Here is a 15,453-nt window from a genome sequence, read left to right as displayed (position 1 = left end):
TGTGCAGTTTTTGCGCAATTCCTCCAAACTGGAAAAACAGTGACCGGCTCCGAATGCCTGATGTCTGGTATCGCGCCGGCCAGCGTTTCCTGTACTGCGGGTGTTTTAGAATCCGAGGCCGGCGGTCTTGAAGAGAACAAAGCCCGGAAACAGAACGAGGGAAGAAAGCGTCAGCAGCATGCCGATCGCGCGGCCAATGCCAAAACCCGTCGTGACAATCGTTGCATAGTGGAGCATGCGCCCGAGTAACAGCGCAATTCCGCCTGCCAAGAGCAGTATCTGCGGTGCACCCGCAAGCTCCGCGGCAGCCATTGCAAGCAGGGCTATAGGCACGGTTTCGGTGAAATTGCCATGAGCGCGCATCCGTTGCAGCAGGATATTGTCACCACCGTCCATGAACTGAACATCGGTCTGAAGGCGACGAAGTCCGACTGCGACAGTCATCGGGATCTGTATCAGGGCAAAGATGGCGACAAAGACTATTGTGACGGGCAGTGCGGAAATGATTTCCATTTCTGGGTCCTCCAAATTTCGAGACGGCCTTCGTGGCGGCCGGCAGCTACGAACAGGAACGCGACTGCCGGCCGGTCAAAAGGCCACGGGAACCGGATAAGCGGTGCGATCAGGGATCAGGCGTCAGCCGGGGTCTCATAGGTGATCAGCGCAATGACCCCGCCAACAGGATCGACAAGCGTTGCCATGCGGCCGACACCCGGCACGCTCATGGGTTCGCTGGCGATGGTTGCACCGAGCGACCTGGCTTTTTCGATGCGCGCATCGACGTCATCGACAGTGACATAAGGCACCCAGCGCGGCGATTCCGCAGCCATTGGAGGAAAGCCACCGATCTTCTCTTCACCATTTGCGATGACCGTATAGGTCATGCCCGGCATTTCCATGTCTTCAAGACCCCAGCCAAGCAGGCCGGTGTAGAATTCCTTAGCTTTCGCGCCATCGCCACTGTGAAGCTCCATCCAGCTGAACGCGCCATGGGTTTGCATCGGATTGGTCATGTCTTCCATCCTCAAGGTTTGATGATCCGCCTGGAAGGCCCAGGTGATCGGAGGACGGAGAGGGACTGTCAGATCCGACAGGTGCGGGCAAATTTTTTGAAACAATATGTGCAGAGATCACAATCCGGCGTCTGGAGGGCATCCATTGAATGTCGGATGTGCACCACTGCGGACTAACGGCACTCGTCAGCAATCCAGTCGATCAGCGCTTTGCAGGCAATCCGGTTGGCGGTTTGTTTCACCGGATGGACGAGCCAGAATCCGAGTTCAGGCTCTGCCTCTTCCAGCCAGACTTCGCGCAGTCGCCCGGTATTCACGTCTCCAAAGGCAATGAGATGAGGCGCTATGGCGATTCCCTGGCCATTGGCCGCCGCATCGAGCGCGAGCGATGTTTGATTGAACTGGAGCGAGGCTTTCGGACAGGGAAGGCCCTGCTCCGGCAGCAGTTTCTCCCAGAACCTGTGCCCGTCCTGGATCAACGGCAAATCTGCCAGGTCACGCAAACCGCAGGGTTCGACAGGACAGAAATCGGCGTTCGGGCTGCAATACGCCTTCAGATCCAACCCGGCCAGGCGGTGAATGGCGAGATCCTGATTCGCTGGTCTGCCGCCTTGCCGGACCGCAGCGTCCACGTCCTGCGTTTGAAAATCGGTGATGTGTTCACTTGCGACAATCCTGACTTCTGTTTCCGGATTGATCTCCATGAATTTCGGGAGCCGCGGAACCAGCCACTTTGACGCAAAAGACGGTGGAACGCTGATGGTGACGACGTTGCTTTCAGGCTGCAATTTTTTTGTAGCCTCTTCGATTATTGCCAATCCTCTGGAAACATCGGAATGATAACGCTGCCCAACTTCAGTAAAGGACAGGCCGCGCGCGTTCCTGTGAAACAACAATACGTCCAGGTCCGTCTCAAGCGCCCGTATTGCTTGTGCAACAGCGCCTTGTGTGAGGTTTGCCTCCTCGGCGGCAAGGCGGAAATTGAGATGTCTTGCCGCCGCATCAAACATTCTCAAGTGCTGTAACTTAGGAGTGCGCATTTTTTCATGACAGTAGTTTTTCTACAGTCTAGTGCGGTCAATTATGATTGGTCAAGACCGCTTCAAGGCCATACGTTTCCGTATCGATTGACGAGCCGAGGGTGAGAAGATGACAGAGAAAAAGGTGGCAATGGTCACGGCCGGTGGCAGTGGCATGGGGGCGGATTCGGCGCGGAGACTGGCACACGACGGTTACAAAGTCGCGATTCTCTCTTCTTCGGGAAAGGGTGAGGCCTTGGCCGCCGAACTGGGAGGCGTCGGGATTTCCGGTTCCAATCAGTCCAACGAGGATCTGAAACATCTTGTTGAACTGGCCATGCAGCGGTGGGGCAGGATCGATGTCCTGGTCAACAGTGCAGGTCATGGTCCGCGCGCACCGATCCTGGATCTCACTGACGAAGACTGGCACGCTGGTTTGGATGTCTACTTCATGAATGTCGTGCGCGCGGCGCGGTTGGTGGTGCCGGTCATGCAGGCGCAGAAATCAGGAGCAATCATAAACATTTCCACATTTGCGGCATTTGAACCCGATCCCGTTTTTCCGACATCTGGTGTATTCCGCGCAGGATTGGCGGCCTACACCAAATTGTTCGCTGACAGGTATGCCGCAGAAAACATTCGCATGAACAATGTCCTTCCGGGCTTTATCGACAGCCTTCCCGAAAAGGAGGAATTCCGCGCACGCATACCGATGGAACGCTACGGCCGATCCTACGAAGAGATTGCGTCTGTCGTTGCGTTTCTCGCTGCAGAAGGCGCTGGCTACATAACCGGTCAGAATATTCGCGTTGACGGTGGCATAACCCGGTCGGTCTAGAGGCCGGGGACGCGTGATCTGAGCGCGTCCAGCTTTGAACAGATGTGTTGTCGCTCCACTTCTGTTCCCGCATGCTGGATGGCCGCTTCATAAGCTTTACGCGCCTTTGAAAACTGTTTCAATTCGGTCAGCAGAGCTGCGGTGGTTGCATGGTAACTGGCGTATCTTTCCAGCGGAGCAGCCAGTTGCTCCAGTTGACCGAGTGCTTCCTCAGGGCCCTTCAACTTGGCGATCACAACCGCCCGGTTCAGGGACACGACGGGAGAAGGGCGGATTATTTCCAGGGCGCGATACAGCCGGTCCAGTTCCGCCCAATCAGTTTCGTCATAGCGCGCTGCCCTCGTGTGCGTGGCAGCGATGGCCGCTTCTATCTGCAGCGGTCCGGGAGTCGCTTTTCTGAGGGCAGCTTCGAGAAGGATGATGCCCTCGGCGATCAATGTGCGGTCCCACTGCAATCTGTCCTGTTGTTCCAGCGTGATGGCCTGGCCCGTGGCTGACAGGCGTGCCCGCCGCCGGGAATGCTGGATGAGGCAGAGTGCCAGAAGCCCCCGCAATTCAGGCTCTCCGGGAAACAGGCGGACAAGAAGGCGCGCGAGGCGAATTGCTTCCTCGCATAGTGTTTCGCGAATGAGTTCCGAACCTTGAGACGCCGAGTAGCCCTCATTGAAAACGAGATAAATGGCGTTTGCGACCACGGAAAACCGTGCCGAGCGCTCGGCGCCGTCGGGGTCCTCGTAGCGGAGCCTGGCCGCCTGCAGACGTTTCTTGGCACGGGTAATCCGTTGTTCCATTGTCTTGGGCTGAACAAGAAAAGCACGGGCGATTTCGTCGACGGAAAGTCCGGCAACAATCTTCAGGGCAAGTGCGATCTGTTGATCGCGGCGCAAAACCGGATGACAACAGGTGAACAGGAGACGCAACACGTCGTCCCGGTAGACGGACCGGTCGAGCGAGAGTGTCAGTTCCTCTTCCGGATGTACCCCGTCATGGACGGGCTCCAGATCTTCGGGAGCGGTGAGCGTCTCGCGGCGCTTCTTGCGGAAGGCATCAATTCCCGCGTTGCGTCCGGCAACGATCAGCCAGGCAGCCGGATCTTTCGGAATATCATCCTGCTGCCATGTTTTCAGCGCCTTGAGTGAGGCTTCCTGAAAGGCATCTTCAGCGACATCGATGTCTCCGAACGCGCGGTTCAGGGCCGCCAGAACACGGGGACGGGATGCCCTAAGATGCGTCGATAACCAAGCGCTCGGCATTCTTGAAATCGGCTCCTTCGAAATACTCAACCGGACGGATTTCCACGCGCCCGTGCTCCAGCGGCAGAAGTTTGACGGTATCTATGGCTTCTTCCAGCGAAGGACAGTCAATGAGATAGAAGCCCATGAACTGTTCCTTGGTTTCCGCGAACGGACCGTCTGTCACCAGGTAGTCGTCGCTTTCCTTGTTGACCGTCACCGCGGTTCCCGTGGACATCAGCTTGATGGCAGACGCGAACGTCTTGCTGCCCTTGGTGTGTTCGTGAAAGGCGCGGTGGTGGCGCATGATCTCGTCATGCTCCTCCGGTGAGACAGCATCCATGAAATCTTCACTGGCATAAATCAGAACTGAAAACAGCATCTTCTTTTCCTCCGGGTCCTCGGGATTGATGACCGAGGAACGTCCGGGCGCGAGCTTATCCGACAAGGCCGGGGAAGAAAATTGCCCCAACTGGATCGAACTTGCACCTGGCACTGAAAAAACTGCGTAGCTGGGCCTAAACCGGTCCATGAGTAATTTTCCCAAACTTCTCCGGGGATGGGGAATGTGCATTACTTATTGTGATATTTGTTGTGGGAGGGTCTCATGCGTACTGCCGCTGTTGCTGTTTTGGCATATTTTTCCGTCACTACGACGCTTCCTGCACAAGAGTTCGACGTCAACGAGGGGCAGCTCCTCGATGTTTATCCCGGGGAAGCATATTCGCCCTATGCTGGGCGTAGTTTTCCTGAACATCCCTTGTGGGGCGATACGCATCTTCACACCGGCCAGTCAATGGATGCAGGCGGGTTCGGAGCAAGGTTGACGCAGGAACAGGCCTGGCGTTTCGCACGTGGCGAGGAGATCACGGCGTCTTCCGGCCAGCCTGTCCGGCTCTACCGGCCCCTTGACTGGCTTGTGATCACCGAACACTCCGACGGTATGGGGCTGATTACCGACATTCTCGAAGCCTCGCCGGGCGTGACCAAATACGAACAGGGTCGCAAATGGTCGGAAGGATATCGGGCCGGTGGGCAGGAGGCCGTCGCAGCCACGATCGACCTGATCACGCAATTCAGCCAGGGCAATGTCGACCCGGACCTTTTTGCGCAGTATCAGCCGGGCGCGCGCCGGTTCGCGTCGATCTGGTCGGACAATGTCAAGACTGCGGACGCTTTCAACGAGCCCGGCCGGTTCACGGCGCTGATCGGCTTCGAGTGGACTTCGCTGGACAAAGGCAACAATCTGCATCGCAACGTGATCTTCCGCGATGGGGCGGAAAGAGCCGGGCAGGTGGTTCCCTTCACCATGACCCCGCCTTTCGGAAGTTCCGATCCGCTAGATCTCTACAAGTGGATGCAGGCCTACGAGGACAAGACCAACGGTGCAGTCCTGGCGCTTGCCCACAACGGAAACCTCTCCAATGGTGTGATGTTCCCGGTCGACACACAGTTTACCGGCAAGGCGATCGACAAGGACTATGTCGAGCAGCGTGCCAAATGGGAGCCGCTTTACGAAATTACCCAGATCAAGGGCGACGGCGAAGCACATCCCTTTCTGTCTCCGAATGACGAATTTGCCGACTACTACAACTGGGACGCCGGCAATCTGGACCTGTCCGTGGCCAAGACAAACGACATGCTCGCTGGCGAATATGCTCGCGAGGCCCTGAAGAACGGGTTTTTGCTGGAAGAAAAATTCGGCACCAACCCCTACAAGTTCGGCTTTTCCGGAGCCACCGACAGCCACACCGGCCTGGCGACGTTTGAAGAGGAAAATTTCTTCGGCAAGCACACCGGCTACGAACCTTCCCCCGATCGTCTGACCCATCCATTCGTGAAAACCGAGAATGGAGAACTCTTTGCCTGGCAGATGGTCTCCTCGGGTGTCACAGGTGTCTGGGCACGTGAAAACACGCGCGAGTCTCTTTTCGATGCCATGCAGCGCAAGGAGGTTTACGCCACCACGGGGCCACGCATGATGGTGAGACTGTTCGGTGGCTGGGATTTCACCGACCAGGACATGGAGACGCGCAATCCGGCTCTGCTCGGCTATCGCAAGGGTGTCCCGATGGGTGGAGACCTGATGCCGAAGCCGGAGGAAGCCGAGGCGCCGGCATTCATGGTTTATGCCTTGCGGGACGCGGTTGGTGCCAATCTGGATCGGATCCAGATCGTCAAGGGATGGATGGATGCAGACGGCAACACTCAGGAAAAGGTCTATGACGTTGCATGGTCCGACAGCCGCGAGCCGGGAACGGACGGCAAGGTTCCGGCAGTCGGCAATACGGTTGACGTGCAAAATGCCAGTTGGACAAACTCGATTGGCGCGTCGGAATTGGCAACTGTCTGGACCGATCCCGATTTCGATCCTGGCCAGCGCGCCTTCTATTACGCACGCGTCCTGGAGATCCCTACACCGCCCTGGTACGTCTACGATGCATTCCGATATGGCGTCGATATTCCCGAAGGCGCGCCGACAAGCCAGCAGGAACGAGCTTATACGTCCCCGATCTGGTACACGCCGGGAACGTAGTTGCTGTGCTTTGTACGCCATCGGCACCCCGGAAATATGCCATTGGATCATGTCTGGTGCCGGGTAAGTAATTTATTGCGAAACTGGCCATTAGCAAATGCGGCAGGCTATCAGAAGAGGACCTCATGAAGCTGAAAGACACCATTTTCCCGCTGATCATGCTGCTGGCGTTGTTCGGAATGATCGTGATGGCGTTCAATCTTCCGGTCGGGATCGGTACAAAACAGCTTGGCCTTCTCGTCTTCGGTGCAATTCTTGTGTTTGGGGTTTTGAACCTTGGATTGATCGTTTTGGAGAGTCTGAAGAAGCGCGGACGTTGAAGCGGTCAACTCACGAAGGCGTCCAATGGCGCGTGGCAAGAGGTCAGGACTATCAAAGAGACGGGGTTTAAGTGGGGCAGAGCGTCAAAGATGACCGGGATTCGTCGGTTGGCCAGCCAGCCACTTGTTCATTTTCTTCTATTGGGCAGCCTCATTTTCGCGGCTTATGGTTTCATTTCGCCGCCGCCGGAAAGTGAGCCCGTAGACGAGAATGCCGAAATCGTCGTCACGCAGCAGAAACTGCAAAGGCTGGTAACTGAGTTTGAGGCCGTGTGGCAGCGTCTTCCTACAGAAGAAGAAAAACAAACTCTTGTCGCTTCGTATGTGCGCGAGGAAGTTCTGGTGCGCGAAGCACTGAAACTGGGACTGGATCGTGACGACATTGTGCTTCGGCGGCGTCTGGTACAGAAGATGGATTTTCTGACCACCGCCGCGGCACGCTCCCGGAAGCCGACGGAAGAAGATCTGAAATCCTATTATGCCGCGAACAGGAATGCTTACCTGCGGTCTGGCCGAATATCTTACGAGCAGGTTTTTCTTGGATCTCCCGCCGATGAGGAACTCGCTGAAGAGGTTCAAGACAGGCTGCGTCAGGGTGCGGACCCCGAAGTGCTTGGAACGCGGACATTGCTTCCGTTCCGGTTGGATATGTCTGCCAGGTCGAAAATCGACGGAGTATTCGGCGACGGCTTTTACGAACGGATCGAGGCATTGCCGTTGAATGAGTGGTCGGGGCCGGTCCAATCCGGCTACGGGCAGCACCTGATCCGCGTTACCCAACGACAATCAGCCGAATATCTGCCATTTGAATCGATACGCAATGAGGTCGAAGCGGACTGGGCGCTGCGAAAGGCCGAAGAGCTGCGCGAGGACGCGTATGCAGCCATGCGCGAACGCTATCGCATCGTCCTGCCGGAGACTGGACAATGACCCGACTGTTGATTTCAGGCGCTTTCCTGATTTTGGCATCGGCCTGCATCTCAAATCTGGCACACGGACACGCCTTGCAACCGGGCTATGTGTCTCTGGAACAGAAAGGCGAGAACATTTGGCAGGTTTTTTGGCGCAAGCCCGATGTTTCTGGAAAACCCATGCCGATAGACCTGTTGCTCCCGAGCGGTTGCTCGCCTCGGAAAGGGCCTTTGCCGTCTGCCAGTGCGGGAGCATGGGAGGCGGTCTGGACCGCGGTGTGCGAGGAGGCACTCCCTGGCAGCGTCGTTTCGATTCCGGGACTGGAGAACACACAAACGGATGTTCTGTTACGCTTCGTGCCGTCGGAAAAGACGGCAGTTTCCCTGCGTCTGACAGCGGATGCGACGTCCGCAGTTCTGCCCAAAGAGCCTGGGCCGTTCAAGGTACTGGGAACCTATGCCGGCCTCGGATTTGTGCACATCCTTGAAGGATGGGATCATCTGTTGTTTCTGTTTGCACTTCTGGTGCTTGTCCGGGGCTTCTGGCGACTGGTTGGCGCGGTTACAGCTTTTACGGTGGCGCATAGCCTGACACTCGCAGCGTCAACGCTCGGGTGGATCGCCTTGCCGCCTGCACCCGTTGAAGCGGTCATTGCCCTGTCCATCGTTTTCCTTGCGAGTGAAATAGCACTCAGCACTCCCGACGAAAAACGGCTTTCGCAATCTGCTCCCTGGGTGGTGACCTTTGCCTTCGGTCTGCTTCATGGGCTTGGCTTCGCCGGTGCTTTGAAGGAAATCGGACTGCCACAATCAGATATCCCGCTTGCTCTCTTCGCATTCAATGTCGGCGTGGAAGCAGGCCAGCTCGCCTTTATTGTCTTGGCGACTGTGATTGTGTTTGCCGTTTCCAGGTTGCTCCGGAAAGGCCCGGTTCTGGCCCGCAGACCTGTTGGCCTGACGCTCGCCTATATGATCGGCAGTCTGTCCAGTTTCTGGTTGATCGAGCGGGTTTTGTACTTTTCAAATACATGATCCATCCACGGACCGCAGAAGTCTATCCCAGCCAGCCATCCTTCTTGAGCGTCTGAAAGGTGTCGTTCAGCGTCTTTTCCGCACTCTTGACCAGGAAATCGGCCTCCTCGTGGCTAAGGACCAGCGGCGGCGAGATGATCATGCTGTCGCGGACGGCGCGCATCACCATGCTGTTCTGGAATGAGATGTCGCGGCAGATCGTTCCAACGGTGCCGGTGTCAGGAAAGGTTTTCTTGAGATCGGTTTTGTCCGGAACTAGCTCCAAAGCGCCCATCAGGCCGGTCATGCGGGCTTCGCCGACCAGCGGATGATCGCCAAGTCTCAGCCAGCGCTCTTGAAGATAGGGGCCGATGTCGTTCTTGACCCGGTCAACGAGGCCTTCGCGCTCGATGATTTCCAGATTGGCAAGCGCTGCTGTTGCACAGACCGGATGGCCGGAATAGGTATAGCCATGATTGAAATCGTCTCCGGAATTCATCAGACCGTCCGCGACCCGGTCTGAGACAAGCACGCCGCCCATCGGCAGGTACCCCGAAGTCAAACCCTTGGCGATCGGCATGAGATCCGGCTTCACGCCGAAATGTGTCGAGCCGAACCACTCACCGAGGCGTCCGAAGCCGCAGATAACTTCATCGGAGACGAACAGGATATCGCGTTCCTCAAGGATCCGGCGCATCTCGGGCCAGTAGGTTGCCGGTGGAATGATGACACCGCCTGCACCCTGGATCGGTTCGGCGATGAAGGCTGCGATCTTGTCCTCGCCTATTTCGTCGATTGCCTCTTCCAGCTTCCGCGCCGCAAGGACCCCGAATTCTTCCGGGCTCATGTCCTGGCCTTCACCGAACCAGTAAGGCTGGTCGATGTGATGGACACCGGACACCGGCAGATCGCCCTGGGCATGCATGGCTTTCATGCCGCCCAGGCTGGTGCCTGCAAGAGTTGATCCGTGATAGCCGTTCCAGCGACCGATTATCACCTTCTTGTCGGGCTTGCACATCTTGTCCCAATAGGTGCGCACCATGCGGAACACCGTGTCGTTGGCCTCCGAACCCGAGGAACAATAAAAGACGGTGTTGATGTGGTCCGGCGCCAGTTTGGCCAGCTTTTCAGACAACGCGATCGCAGGTGGATGTGTTGTCTTGAAGAAGGTGTTGTAGTAGGCGAGTTCGTTCATCTGGCGATTGACGGCATCGGCAATCTCCTTGCGCCCGTGTCCGACCTGAACGCACCAGAGCCCGGCCATGCCGTCGAGGATTTTCTTGCCGTCTGAATCCGAGATCCAGACGCCGTCGGCCGACGTCACGATGCGGCTGCCTTCCTCATTCAGCGATTTCATGTCCGAGAAGGGATGCCAGTGATGGGCCGCGTCGATTTCCTGAAGGGCCTTGGTCGGATAGATGTTGGAATGGGCCGTCATGGCGTGAACTCCAAAGGAACAGTGATGCTGATCAGACGTTGAGCAGGAGATATTCCCGTTCCCAGGCGCTGATCACGGACATGAAGGTTTCGAATTCCTCGTATTTGATCGCACGATAGGTGGCGACGAATGTCTCGCCGAAGATTTCAACCATCTCGTCGGAATTCTCGAATTTTGCAACAGCTTCCGGCAAACCACGCGGCAGCGATTTGGCAAGTTCGGTGCAATCGTCACTCCTGGGCGCATCGGGCGTCAACTCGTTCACGATACCCAGGTAACCGCAGGCGAGGCTTGCCGCGATCGAAAGATAGGGATTGGCGTCGGATCCGGGAATCCGGTTCTCAAGTCTCCGCGCCTCCGGGCTGGAATAGGGCACGCGCAATCCGACCGTTCTGTTGTCATAACCCCAGTAGACGTTGACCGGTGACGTCGACGTCTTCGAAAAGCGTCGGTAGGAATTGACGAAAGGCGCCATGATGCAGGTGACTTTCGGCAGATATGTCTGGTGTCCTGCAATGAAGGAGAGGAATGCTGGCGTTTCCTCGCCATTTTCCCCGGCAAATATGTTCCGGCCGGTTTCCTTATCGATCACCGACTGGTGGATATGCATTGCCGAACCGGGTTGATGCGACATCGGCTTGGACATGAAGGTCGCGTACATGTCGTGCCGAAGCGCGGCTTCGCGGATCGTACGCTTGAACAGGAACACCTGGTCGGCAAGGGCAAGCGGGTTGCCGTGGCGCAGATTGATTTCCATCTGCGCAGCGCCTTCCTCGTGGATCAGTGTGTCGATCTCAAGTCCCTGGTGTTCGGAAAGGTCATAGATATCGTCGATAAGGTCGTCGAATTCGTTCAGTGCTGAAATCGAATAGGATTGACGACCAACCTCGGGACGGCCGGAGCGGCCGGTCGGTGGCTCCAGCGGATAGTCTGGGTCGGTGTTCGGCTTCACCAGGTAAAATTCAATTTCCGGTGCAACAACGGGCTCCCAGCCCTTGTCCTCGTAGAGTTTCAAAATTCGCTTCAACACGTTGCGCGGTGCCGTTTCCACCGGGGCTCCCTGGCGTGTATAGGCATCGTGAATGAGTTGCGCGGTCGGATCGCTTTCCCAGGGCACCGAGGTTAGCGTGCTGTAGTCTGCACGAAAATAGAGGTCGCCATCGGTTGGGTTGTGCTGGAAGCGCTCGTCATCGTCAGGATAATCACCAGAAATCGTTTGCGCGAAAATCGAGGCCGGCATGGTCATGACCGGGCCGGAGAAGAACTTCTCGACCGGCATCATCTTGCCTCGCGCGACACCTGCAAGGTCCGGAACGATGCACTCGATGTCTTCGATGTTGCGTGAATGCAGCCATTCCAGCGCGGCGTCGCCATCCGGAACCCCACGCAAACTGTCCGTTGCACTCAGACTGTTTTTGGCAGGCGTTTCATCACTCACGACGGGCTCCAGGGGTTGGGCACGAACAGGTGCCGGATAGTGTGTTGGTTTCTCTTTAGCCGTTTGTCTGCAATCAGCACGAGATTGCGATCAAGGGGCATTGGTGAATTTTGTGATCACAAAATGACACGGTCTTTGATCCGGATCAACCGTCTCATGTCGTTTCAAGAATTTCCTTGCCGATAAGTCCCATGCCATCGGTGATGTCGCCCACGATGGCGTCCCGGAGCGCATCCCGGTCACGCTGCTCGATCGCGCGGATCGCTTCCTTGTGCTGGTCGACGAGAATCGCGGTTCCGACCCTGCCATAGACAGTGCGCATGAATGGCGCGAACTGAAGCCAGAGACTGTCGATCAGAGGCAGAAGAACCTTTGAACCGGACGCCCGGTAGACATGAAAATGGAACGCGTGATTGAGGCGCATATATGCCTCGGCATCGCCGCTGATGATGCACTGGTCGATTTCGTCATCAATCGTGGTCAGCATCTTCACATCGCGTTTTGACAGCTTTTCGAGTGAGCGTTCGGCCAGTTCCGGCTCCAGCAACAGCCTGGCCTTCAGCACTTCGTCAAAGCGATCAGGTGTCATGTCAGGAACCTGGACACGCCCGTTGCTCTTGACCTCAAGAGCATTTTCGGCGGCAAGCCGCTGCAGGACTTCCCGGACAGGCATCGGGCTGACGCCAAGGTCGGTGGCAAGCCCTCGTATCGTCACGGCTTTTCCAGGTATGAAACGCCCAGTCAAGAGCCCGGAACGGATGGCTGCATCAACTTGCTCGCGTGTTGCACCCCGGGACGATGTGGCACCTTTGCGGTCATTCGCAGGAGGGGATGTCAGGGCGGAATGACGGTCGCTCAACGCGGTCTCCCAATCATTACATTTACTCAATTTGCGTGATCTGCCTTGACAGACAATTACGAAAGTGATCACATTTTTGGAAATGAAGCAAACGAAAGCTGAGAGCCCGCAGGTCGTATCTGTCCAGGCAACTCGGTCTGAAAGCAGGGGTTTAATGAACGAACTTCCCCACCAGATTCTGGAACATCCGGCTGAACCCGGATGGAAGGTGGATTTTGATGCCTTTTTGGAAACGCATCCCGATCTCGACACTCTTGAAGTGGTTTTGCCCGACACGAACGGTGTGCTCCGCGGCAAGTGGTTGCCGGGCAAGGCACTGAAGAAGGTCTTCGAACAGGGCGTTGCCTTTCCCTATTCGCTGTTCGGTCTCGATGTCTGGGGGCGGGAAGTGGAATCGACCGGGATGCACCTGGAGACCGGTGACAAGGACGGCGTTTGCTGGCCGATCCCGGAATCCCTGAAACTGGTGCCATGGACGGAGCGCAAGACGGCGCAGGTCCTCCTGTCGATGTACGATCGCGACGGACAACCGTTTCCGGCCGATCCGCGCCACGTTCTGGAAAACATGGTCGAACGGCTGAAGTCTGAATTCGGCGTGACCGCGACCTGTGCTTTCGAACTCGAATTCTACCTGTTTGAGGAAAGCGAAGGAGATTGGACCGAACAGCCCAAGCCGCTGTTCTCGACGCATCTAGGCCCGGCACGGCAAAACATGTACGCCCTGTCGGATCTGGAAGCGCTTCTGCCGGTCGTCGACGATCTTCGCAAGGCCTGCGAGGCCCAGGGGATCCCGGCGGACGCAGCGGTTTCGGAAGCCGCGCCCGGTCAGTTCGAGCTCAATCTGCATCACCGGCAAAACCCGCTTTTGGCCGCCGACGACGTGGTGTTGCTCAAGCGTCTGGTTGCGGGTGTTGCACGCAAGCACGAACTCAAGGCATCTTTCATGGCCAAGCCATTCGTGGAATGGCCGGGAAATGGCATGCATGTGCATGTTTCCATGGAAGATGAAAAAGGCAACCTTTTCGCGGATCCGGACAAGGGGCCGGAGCGTCTTGGTTATGCCATCAACGGCCTGATGAAGACCATGCCCGAAGCATTGCTTCTGTTCATCTCCACCTTCAACGGGTTCCGCCGCATGCAGCCGGGCTCCTATGCCCCGGCCTCGATCTGCTGGGGGTATGACAACCGGTCCGTCGCGCTGCGCGTTCCTGCCTCGAGCCCGGAGGCCGCGCGTGTAGAACACCGGATCGCGGGCGCGGATGCGAACCCGTATCTGGTGCTGACCGGGATCCTGGCCGGCATGCTGGAAGGCCTCGTGCAGAAGAAGGAACCACCGGCACCGGTCACGGGAAATGCCTATGAGAAACGAAAGAAACGGCTGACGCCCTGGATGGACGAAGCTATCGACGCTTTTGAGGCATCAAAGCTGATGAAAAGGGCAGTCGGTCCGGAAATGCACAAGGTGCTGACCGAGATCAAACGGGAGGAATTGAACGAATTCGGGCGGGAGATTTCCTCCCTGGAGCGTCAGACCTATCTTTGACGCACTCACAGCCCAAAATCGGCGCTGGACAAACATCTGGCGCCTCGCCAATGTTTGGAAGACCAGAGGACAAGACCGACAGGGATTGTCCGATTAAAATCAGGAACAAGGCCGAAAACGGCCACCATCAAACTTCTGAAGGGGAGTTCAGAATGACTGTTAAGACATTGTTGACCGGGGTCGCAGCTCTCAGCCTGCTGAGTAGTGTTGCCTATGCTCAGGACCGGACCGTGAACGTGTACAATTGGTCCGACTACATCGATGAGTCTATCCTGGAGGACTTTACCAAGGAAACCGGCATCAAGGTCGTTTACGACGTCTTTGACAGCAACGAGGTTCTGGAGACGAAGCTCCTTGCCGGTGGCACCGGTTACGACGTTGTCGTTCCGACTGGTACCTTCCTGGGAAGACAGATACAGGCCGGCGCATTTCAGAAGCTGGACAAGGACAAACTGTCTAACCTTGAAAACCTCTGGCCCGAGATCATGGCGCGCGTCGTGAAATTCGACCCGGGAAATGAACACGCCATAAACTACATGTGGGGAACCACCGGCTTCGGGTACAATGTCGACAAGATCAAGGAGATCATGCCTGATGCGCCTCTGGACAGCTGGGATATGGTCTTCGATCCTGAAATCGCGTCAAAGTTCGCCGATTGCGGTATCTATATGCTCGATACCCCGGATGAAATGTTTCCACCCGCATTGAACTACCTTGGTCTTGATCCCGACAGCAATGATCCGGCCGACTTCAAAAAAGCGACGGAACTGCTGATGTCGGTGCGCCCCTATGTCCGAAAGTTCCATTCTTCCGAATACATCAACGCGCTGGCAAATGGAGACATATGCCTGGCAGTTGGATGGTCTGGAGATGTGTTGATAGCACGTGACCGCGCTGCGGAAGCCGACAACGGTGTGACCGTCGAATACGTCATTCCGAAGGAAGGGGCCATGATGTGGTTCGACAACATGGCCATTCCGGTCGATGCACCGCATGTCGAAGAAGCTCATGAGTTTATCAACTACATCATGAGACCGGACGTGATCGCCAAGGCGACAAACTATGTCTTCTACGCAAATGGAAACAAGGCGAGCCACGAGTTCGTTGACAAGGAAGTTCTCGGAGACCCGGCTGTCTACCCGGATGAGGAAACCGTAAACAACCTGTTCATAACGACAACCAAGCCGCCCAAGACAATGCGGACGCGGACGCGGGAATGGACCAAGATAAAAACCGGTCAGTAAGCTTGTAAACACCGCCGGGTGCCAAATCATTGGCACCCGGCGGTTCCATTT

General features: G+C 56.6%; 15 protein-coding genes. 7 read left to right on the top strand and 8 right to left on the bottom strand.

Going from position 1 to position 15,453, the window contains the following annotated elements:
* Positions 1 to 105 precede the first annotated feature (105 nt).
* From LA5095_RS24585 to LA5095_RS24575, 3 genes are all read right to left on the bottom strand, one after another.
* Positions 106 to 513, bottom strand: a complete 408-nt coding sequence (locus tag LA5095_RS24585) for an MAPEG family protein (RefSeq protein WP_029062202.1) — start codon at positions 511 to 513, stop codon at positions 106 to 108.
* Between the two features lie 116 nt (positions 514 to 629).
* Positions 630 to 1,013 carry a VOC family protein gene (locus LA5095_RS24580; RefSeq protein ID WP_055120374.1) on the bottom strand — a complete coding sequence of 128 codons (384 nt, stop codon included), beginning with the start codon at positions 1,011 to 1,013 and terminating at the stop codon, positions 630 to 632.
* Between the two features lie 173 nt (positions 1,014 to 1,186).
* Positions 1,187 to 2,053 (bottom strand): LysR substrate-binding domain-containing protein, encoded by an 867-nt coding sequence (locus LA5095_RS24575; RefSeq protein WP_082442943.1) that lies wholly within the window; start codon positions 2,051 to 2,053, stop codon positions 1,187 to 1,189.
* 109 nt (positions 2,054 to 2,162) lie between these two features.
* Here LA5095_RS24575 and LA5095_RS24570 point away from each other — a divergent pair, with 109 nt between their 5' ends.
* Positions 2,163 to 2,870: an SDR family oxidoreductase gene (locus LA5095_RS24570; RefSeq protein ID WP_055119907.1), complete on the top strand. Its 708-nt coding sequence runs from the start codon at positions 2,163 to 2,165 to the stop codon at positions 2,868 to 2,870.
* On the opposite strand, the gene LA5095_RS24565 is transcribed toward LA5095_RS24570, so the two are convergent.
* Both LA5095_RS24565 and LA5095_RS24560 read right to left on the bottom strand, forming a co-directional pair.
* A complete protein-coding gene (locus LA5095_RS24565; RefSeq protein ID WP_055119905.1) occupies positions 2,867 to 4,123 on the bottom strand; it encodes an RNA polymerase sigma factor in 1,257 nt (418 codons plus the stop codon). The genes LA5095_RS24570 and LA5095_RS24565 overlap by 4 nt on opposite strands.
* Complete coding sequence (locus LA5095_RS24560; protein ID WP_158510437.1) at positions 4,092 to 4,634, bottom strand: YciI family protein; 543 nt, start codon at positions 4,632 to 4,634, stop codon at positions 4,092 to 4,094. The genes LA5095_RS24565 and LA5095_RS24560 overlap by 32 nt, the downstream gene beginning before the upstream one ends.
* Positions 4,635 to 4,709: 75 nt before the next feature.
* On the opposite strand from LA5095_RS24560, the gene LA5095_RS24555 reads away from it, so the two are divergent.
* The 4 genes from LA5095_RS24555 to LA5095_RS24540 all read left to right on the top strand — a co-directional run bounded on the left by LA5095_RS24555 (position 4,710) and on the right by LA5095_RS24540 (position 8,901).
* Complete coding sequence (locus LA5095_RS24555; RefSeq protein ID WP_055119901.1) at positions 4,710 to 6,638, top strand: DUF3604 domain-containing protein; 1,929 nt, start codon at positions 4,710 to 4,712, stop codon at positions 6,636 to 6,638.
* Positions 6,639 to 6,763: 125 nt separating this feature from the next.
* Positions 6,764 to 6,958, top strand: a complete 195-nt coding sequence (locus LA5095_RS24550) for a hypothetical protein (protein ID WP_055119899.1) — start codon at positions 6,764 to 6,766, stop codon at positions 6,956 to 6,958.
* A 90-nt stretch (positions 6,959 to 7,048) separates the two neighbouring features.
* Positions 7,049 to 7,888 (top strand): peptidyl-prolyl cis-trans isomerase, encoded by an 840-nt coding sequence (locus LA5095_RS24545; protein ID WP_055404434.1) that lies wholly within the window; start codon positions 7,049 to 7,051, stop codon positions 7,886 to 7,888.
* The gene (locus tag LA5095_RS24540) at positions 7,885 to 8,901 is read left to right on the top strand and encodes a HupE/UreJ family protein (protein ID WP_082442941.1); all 1,017 of its coding nucleotides are present in this window, start codon (positions 7,885 to 7,887) and stop codon (positions 8,899 to 8,901) included. Before LA5095_RS24545 ends, LA5095_RS24540 begins: the two co-directional genes overlap by 4 nt.
* Positions 8,902 to 8,923: 22 nt before the next feature.
* Here LA5095_RS24540 and LA5095_RS24535 read toward each other — a convergent pair whose 3' ends face one another.
* The 3 genes from LA5095_RS24535 to LA5095_RS24525 all read right to left on the bottom strand — a co-directional run bounded on the left by LA5095_RS24535 (position 8,924) and on the right by LA5095_RS24525 (position 12,615).
* The gene (locus LA5095_RS24535) at positions 8,924 to 10,318 is read right to left on the bottom strand and encodes an aspartate aminotransferase family protein (RefSeq protein WP_055119894.1); all 1,395 of its coding nucleotides are present in this window, start codon (positions 10,316 to 10,318) and stop codon (positions 8,924 to 8,926) included.
* 31 nt (positions 10,319 to 10,349) lie between these two features.
* Entirely contained in the window at positions 10,350 to 11,756 is a 1,407-nt protein-coding gene (locus LA5095_RS24530) for a glutamine synthetase family protein (RefSeq protein ID WP_055119892.1), read from the bottom strand.
* A 154-nt stretch (positions 11,757 to 11,910) separates the two neighbouring features.
* Positions 11,911 to 12,615 (bottom strand): GntR family transcriptional regulator, encoded by a 705-nt coding sequence (locus LA5095_RS24525; RefSeq protein ID WP_208992852.1) that lies wholly within the window; start codon positions 12,613 to 12,615, stop codon positions 11,911 to 11,913.
* A 154-nt stretch (positions 12,616 to 12,769) separates the two neighbouring features.
* On the opposite strand from LA5095_RS24525, the gene LA5095_RS24520 reads away from it, so the two are divergent.
* Together LA5095_RS24520 and LA5095_RS24515 are read left to right on the top strand one after the other, a co-directional pair.
* On the top strand, positions 12,770 to 14,158 hold the full coding sequence (locus LA5095_RS24520) for a glutamine synthetase family protein (RefSeq protein WP_055120368.1): 1,389 nt from the start codon (positions 12,770 to 12,772) through the stop codon (positions 14,156 to 14,158).
* A gap of 152 nt (positions 14,159 to 14,310) precedes the next feature.
* Complete coding sequence (locus LA5095_RS24515) at positions 14,311 to 15,402, top strand: polyamine ABC transporter substrate-binding protein (RefSeq protein WP_055120366.1); 1,092 nt, start codon at positions 14,311 to 14,313, stop codon at positions 15,400 to 15,402.
* Positions 15,403 to 15,453 lie beyond the last annotated feature (51 nt).

The organism is Roseibium album (assembly GCF_001404515.1).
GTDB lineage: Bacteria > Pseudomonadota > Alphaproteobacteria > Rhizobiales > Stappiaceae > Roseibium > Roseibium album.
Note: the sequence above shows the minus strand (reverse complement) of the source record. Positions and strands in the feature narration are given on the sequence as shown.

What these genes read in the sequence shown, in the direction of transcription:
- LA5095_RS24585 (WP_029062202.1), bottom strand. Translation starts at nt 513, where the DNA reads ATGGAAATCATTTCCGCACTGCCCGTCACAATAGTCTTTGTCGCCATC.
- LA5095_RS24580 (WP_055120374.1), bottom strand. Translation starts at nt 1,013, where the DNA reads ATGACCAATCCGATGCAAACCCATGGCGCGTTCAGCTGGATGGAGCTT.
- LA5095_RS24575 (WP_082442943.1), bottom strand. Translation starts at nt 2,053, where the DNA reads ATGCGCACTCCTAAGTTACAGCACTTGAGAATGTTTGATGCGGCGGCA.
- LA5095_RS24570 (WP_055119907.1), top strand. Translation starts at nt 2,163, where the DNA reads ATGACAGAGAAAAAGGTGGCAATGGTCACGGCCGGTGGCAGTGGCATG.
- LA5095_RS24565 (WP_055119905.1), bottom strand. Translation starts at nt 4,123, where the DNA reads ATGCCGAGCGCTTGGTTATCGACGCATCTTAGGGCATCCCGTCCCCGT.
- LA5095_RS24560 (WP_158510437.1), bottom strand. Translation starts at nt 4,634, where the DNA reads ATGGACCGGTTTAGGCCCAGCTACGCAGTTTTTTCAGTGCCAGGTGCA.
- LA5095_RS24555 (WP_055119901.1), top strand. Translation starts at nt 4,710, where the DNA reads ATGCGTACTGCCGCTGTTGCTGTTTTGGCATATTTTTCCGTCACTACG.
- LA5095_RS24550 (WP_055119899.1), top strand. Translation starts at nt 6,764, where the DNA reads ATGAAGCTGAAAGACACCATTTTCCCGCTGATCATGCTGCTGGCGTTG.
- LA5095_RS24545 (WP_055404434.1), top strand. Translation starts at nt 7,049, where the DNA reads ATGACCGGGATTCGTCGGTTGGCCAGCCAGCCACTTGTTCATTTTCTT.
- LA5095_RS24540 (WP_082442941.1), top strand. Translation starts at nt 7,885, where the DNA reads ATGACCCGACTGTTGATTTCAGGCGCTTTCCTGATTTTGGCATCGGCC.
- LA5095_RS24535 (WP_055119894.1), bottom strand. Translation starts at nt 10,318, where the DNA reads ATGACGGCCCATTCCAACATCTATCCGACCAAGGCCCTTCAGGAAATC.
- LA5095_RS24520 (WP_055120368.1), top strand. Translation starts at nt 12,770, where the DNA reads ATGAACGAACTTCCCCACCAGATTCTGGAACATCCGGCTGAACCCGGA.
- LA5095_RS24515 (WP_055120366.1), top strand. Translation starts at nt 14,311, where the DNA reads ATGACTGTTAAGACATTGTTGACCGGGGTCGCAGCTCTCAGCCTGCTG.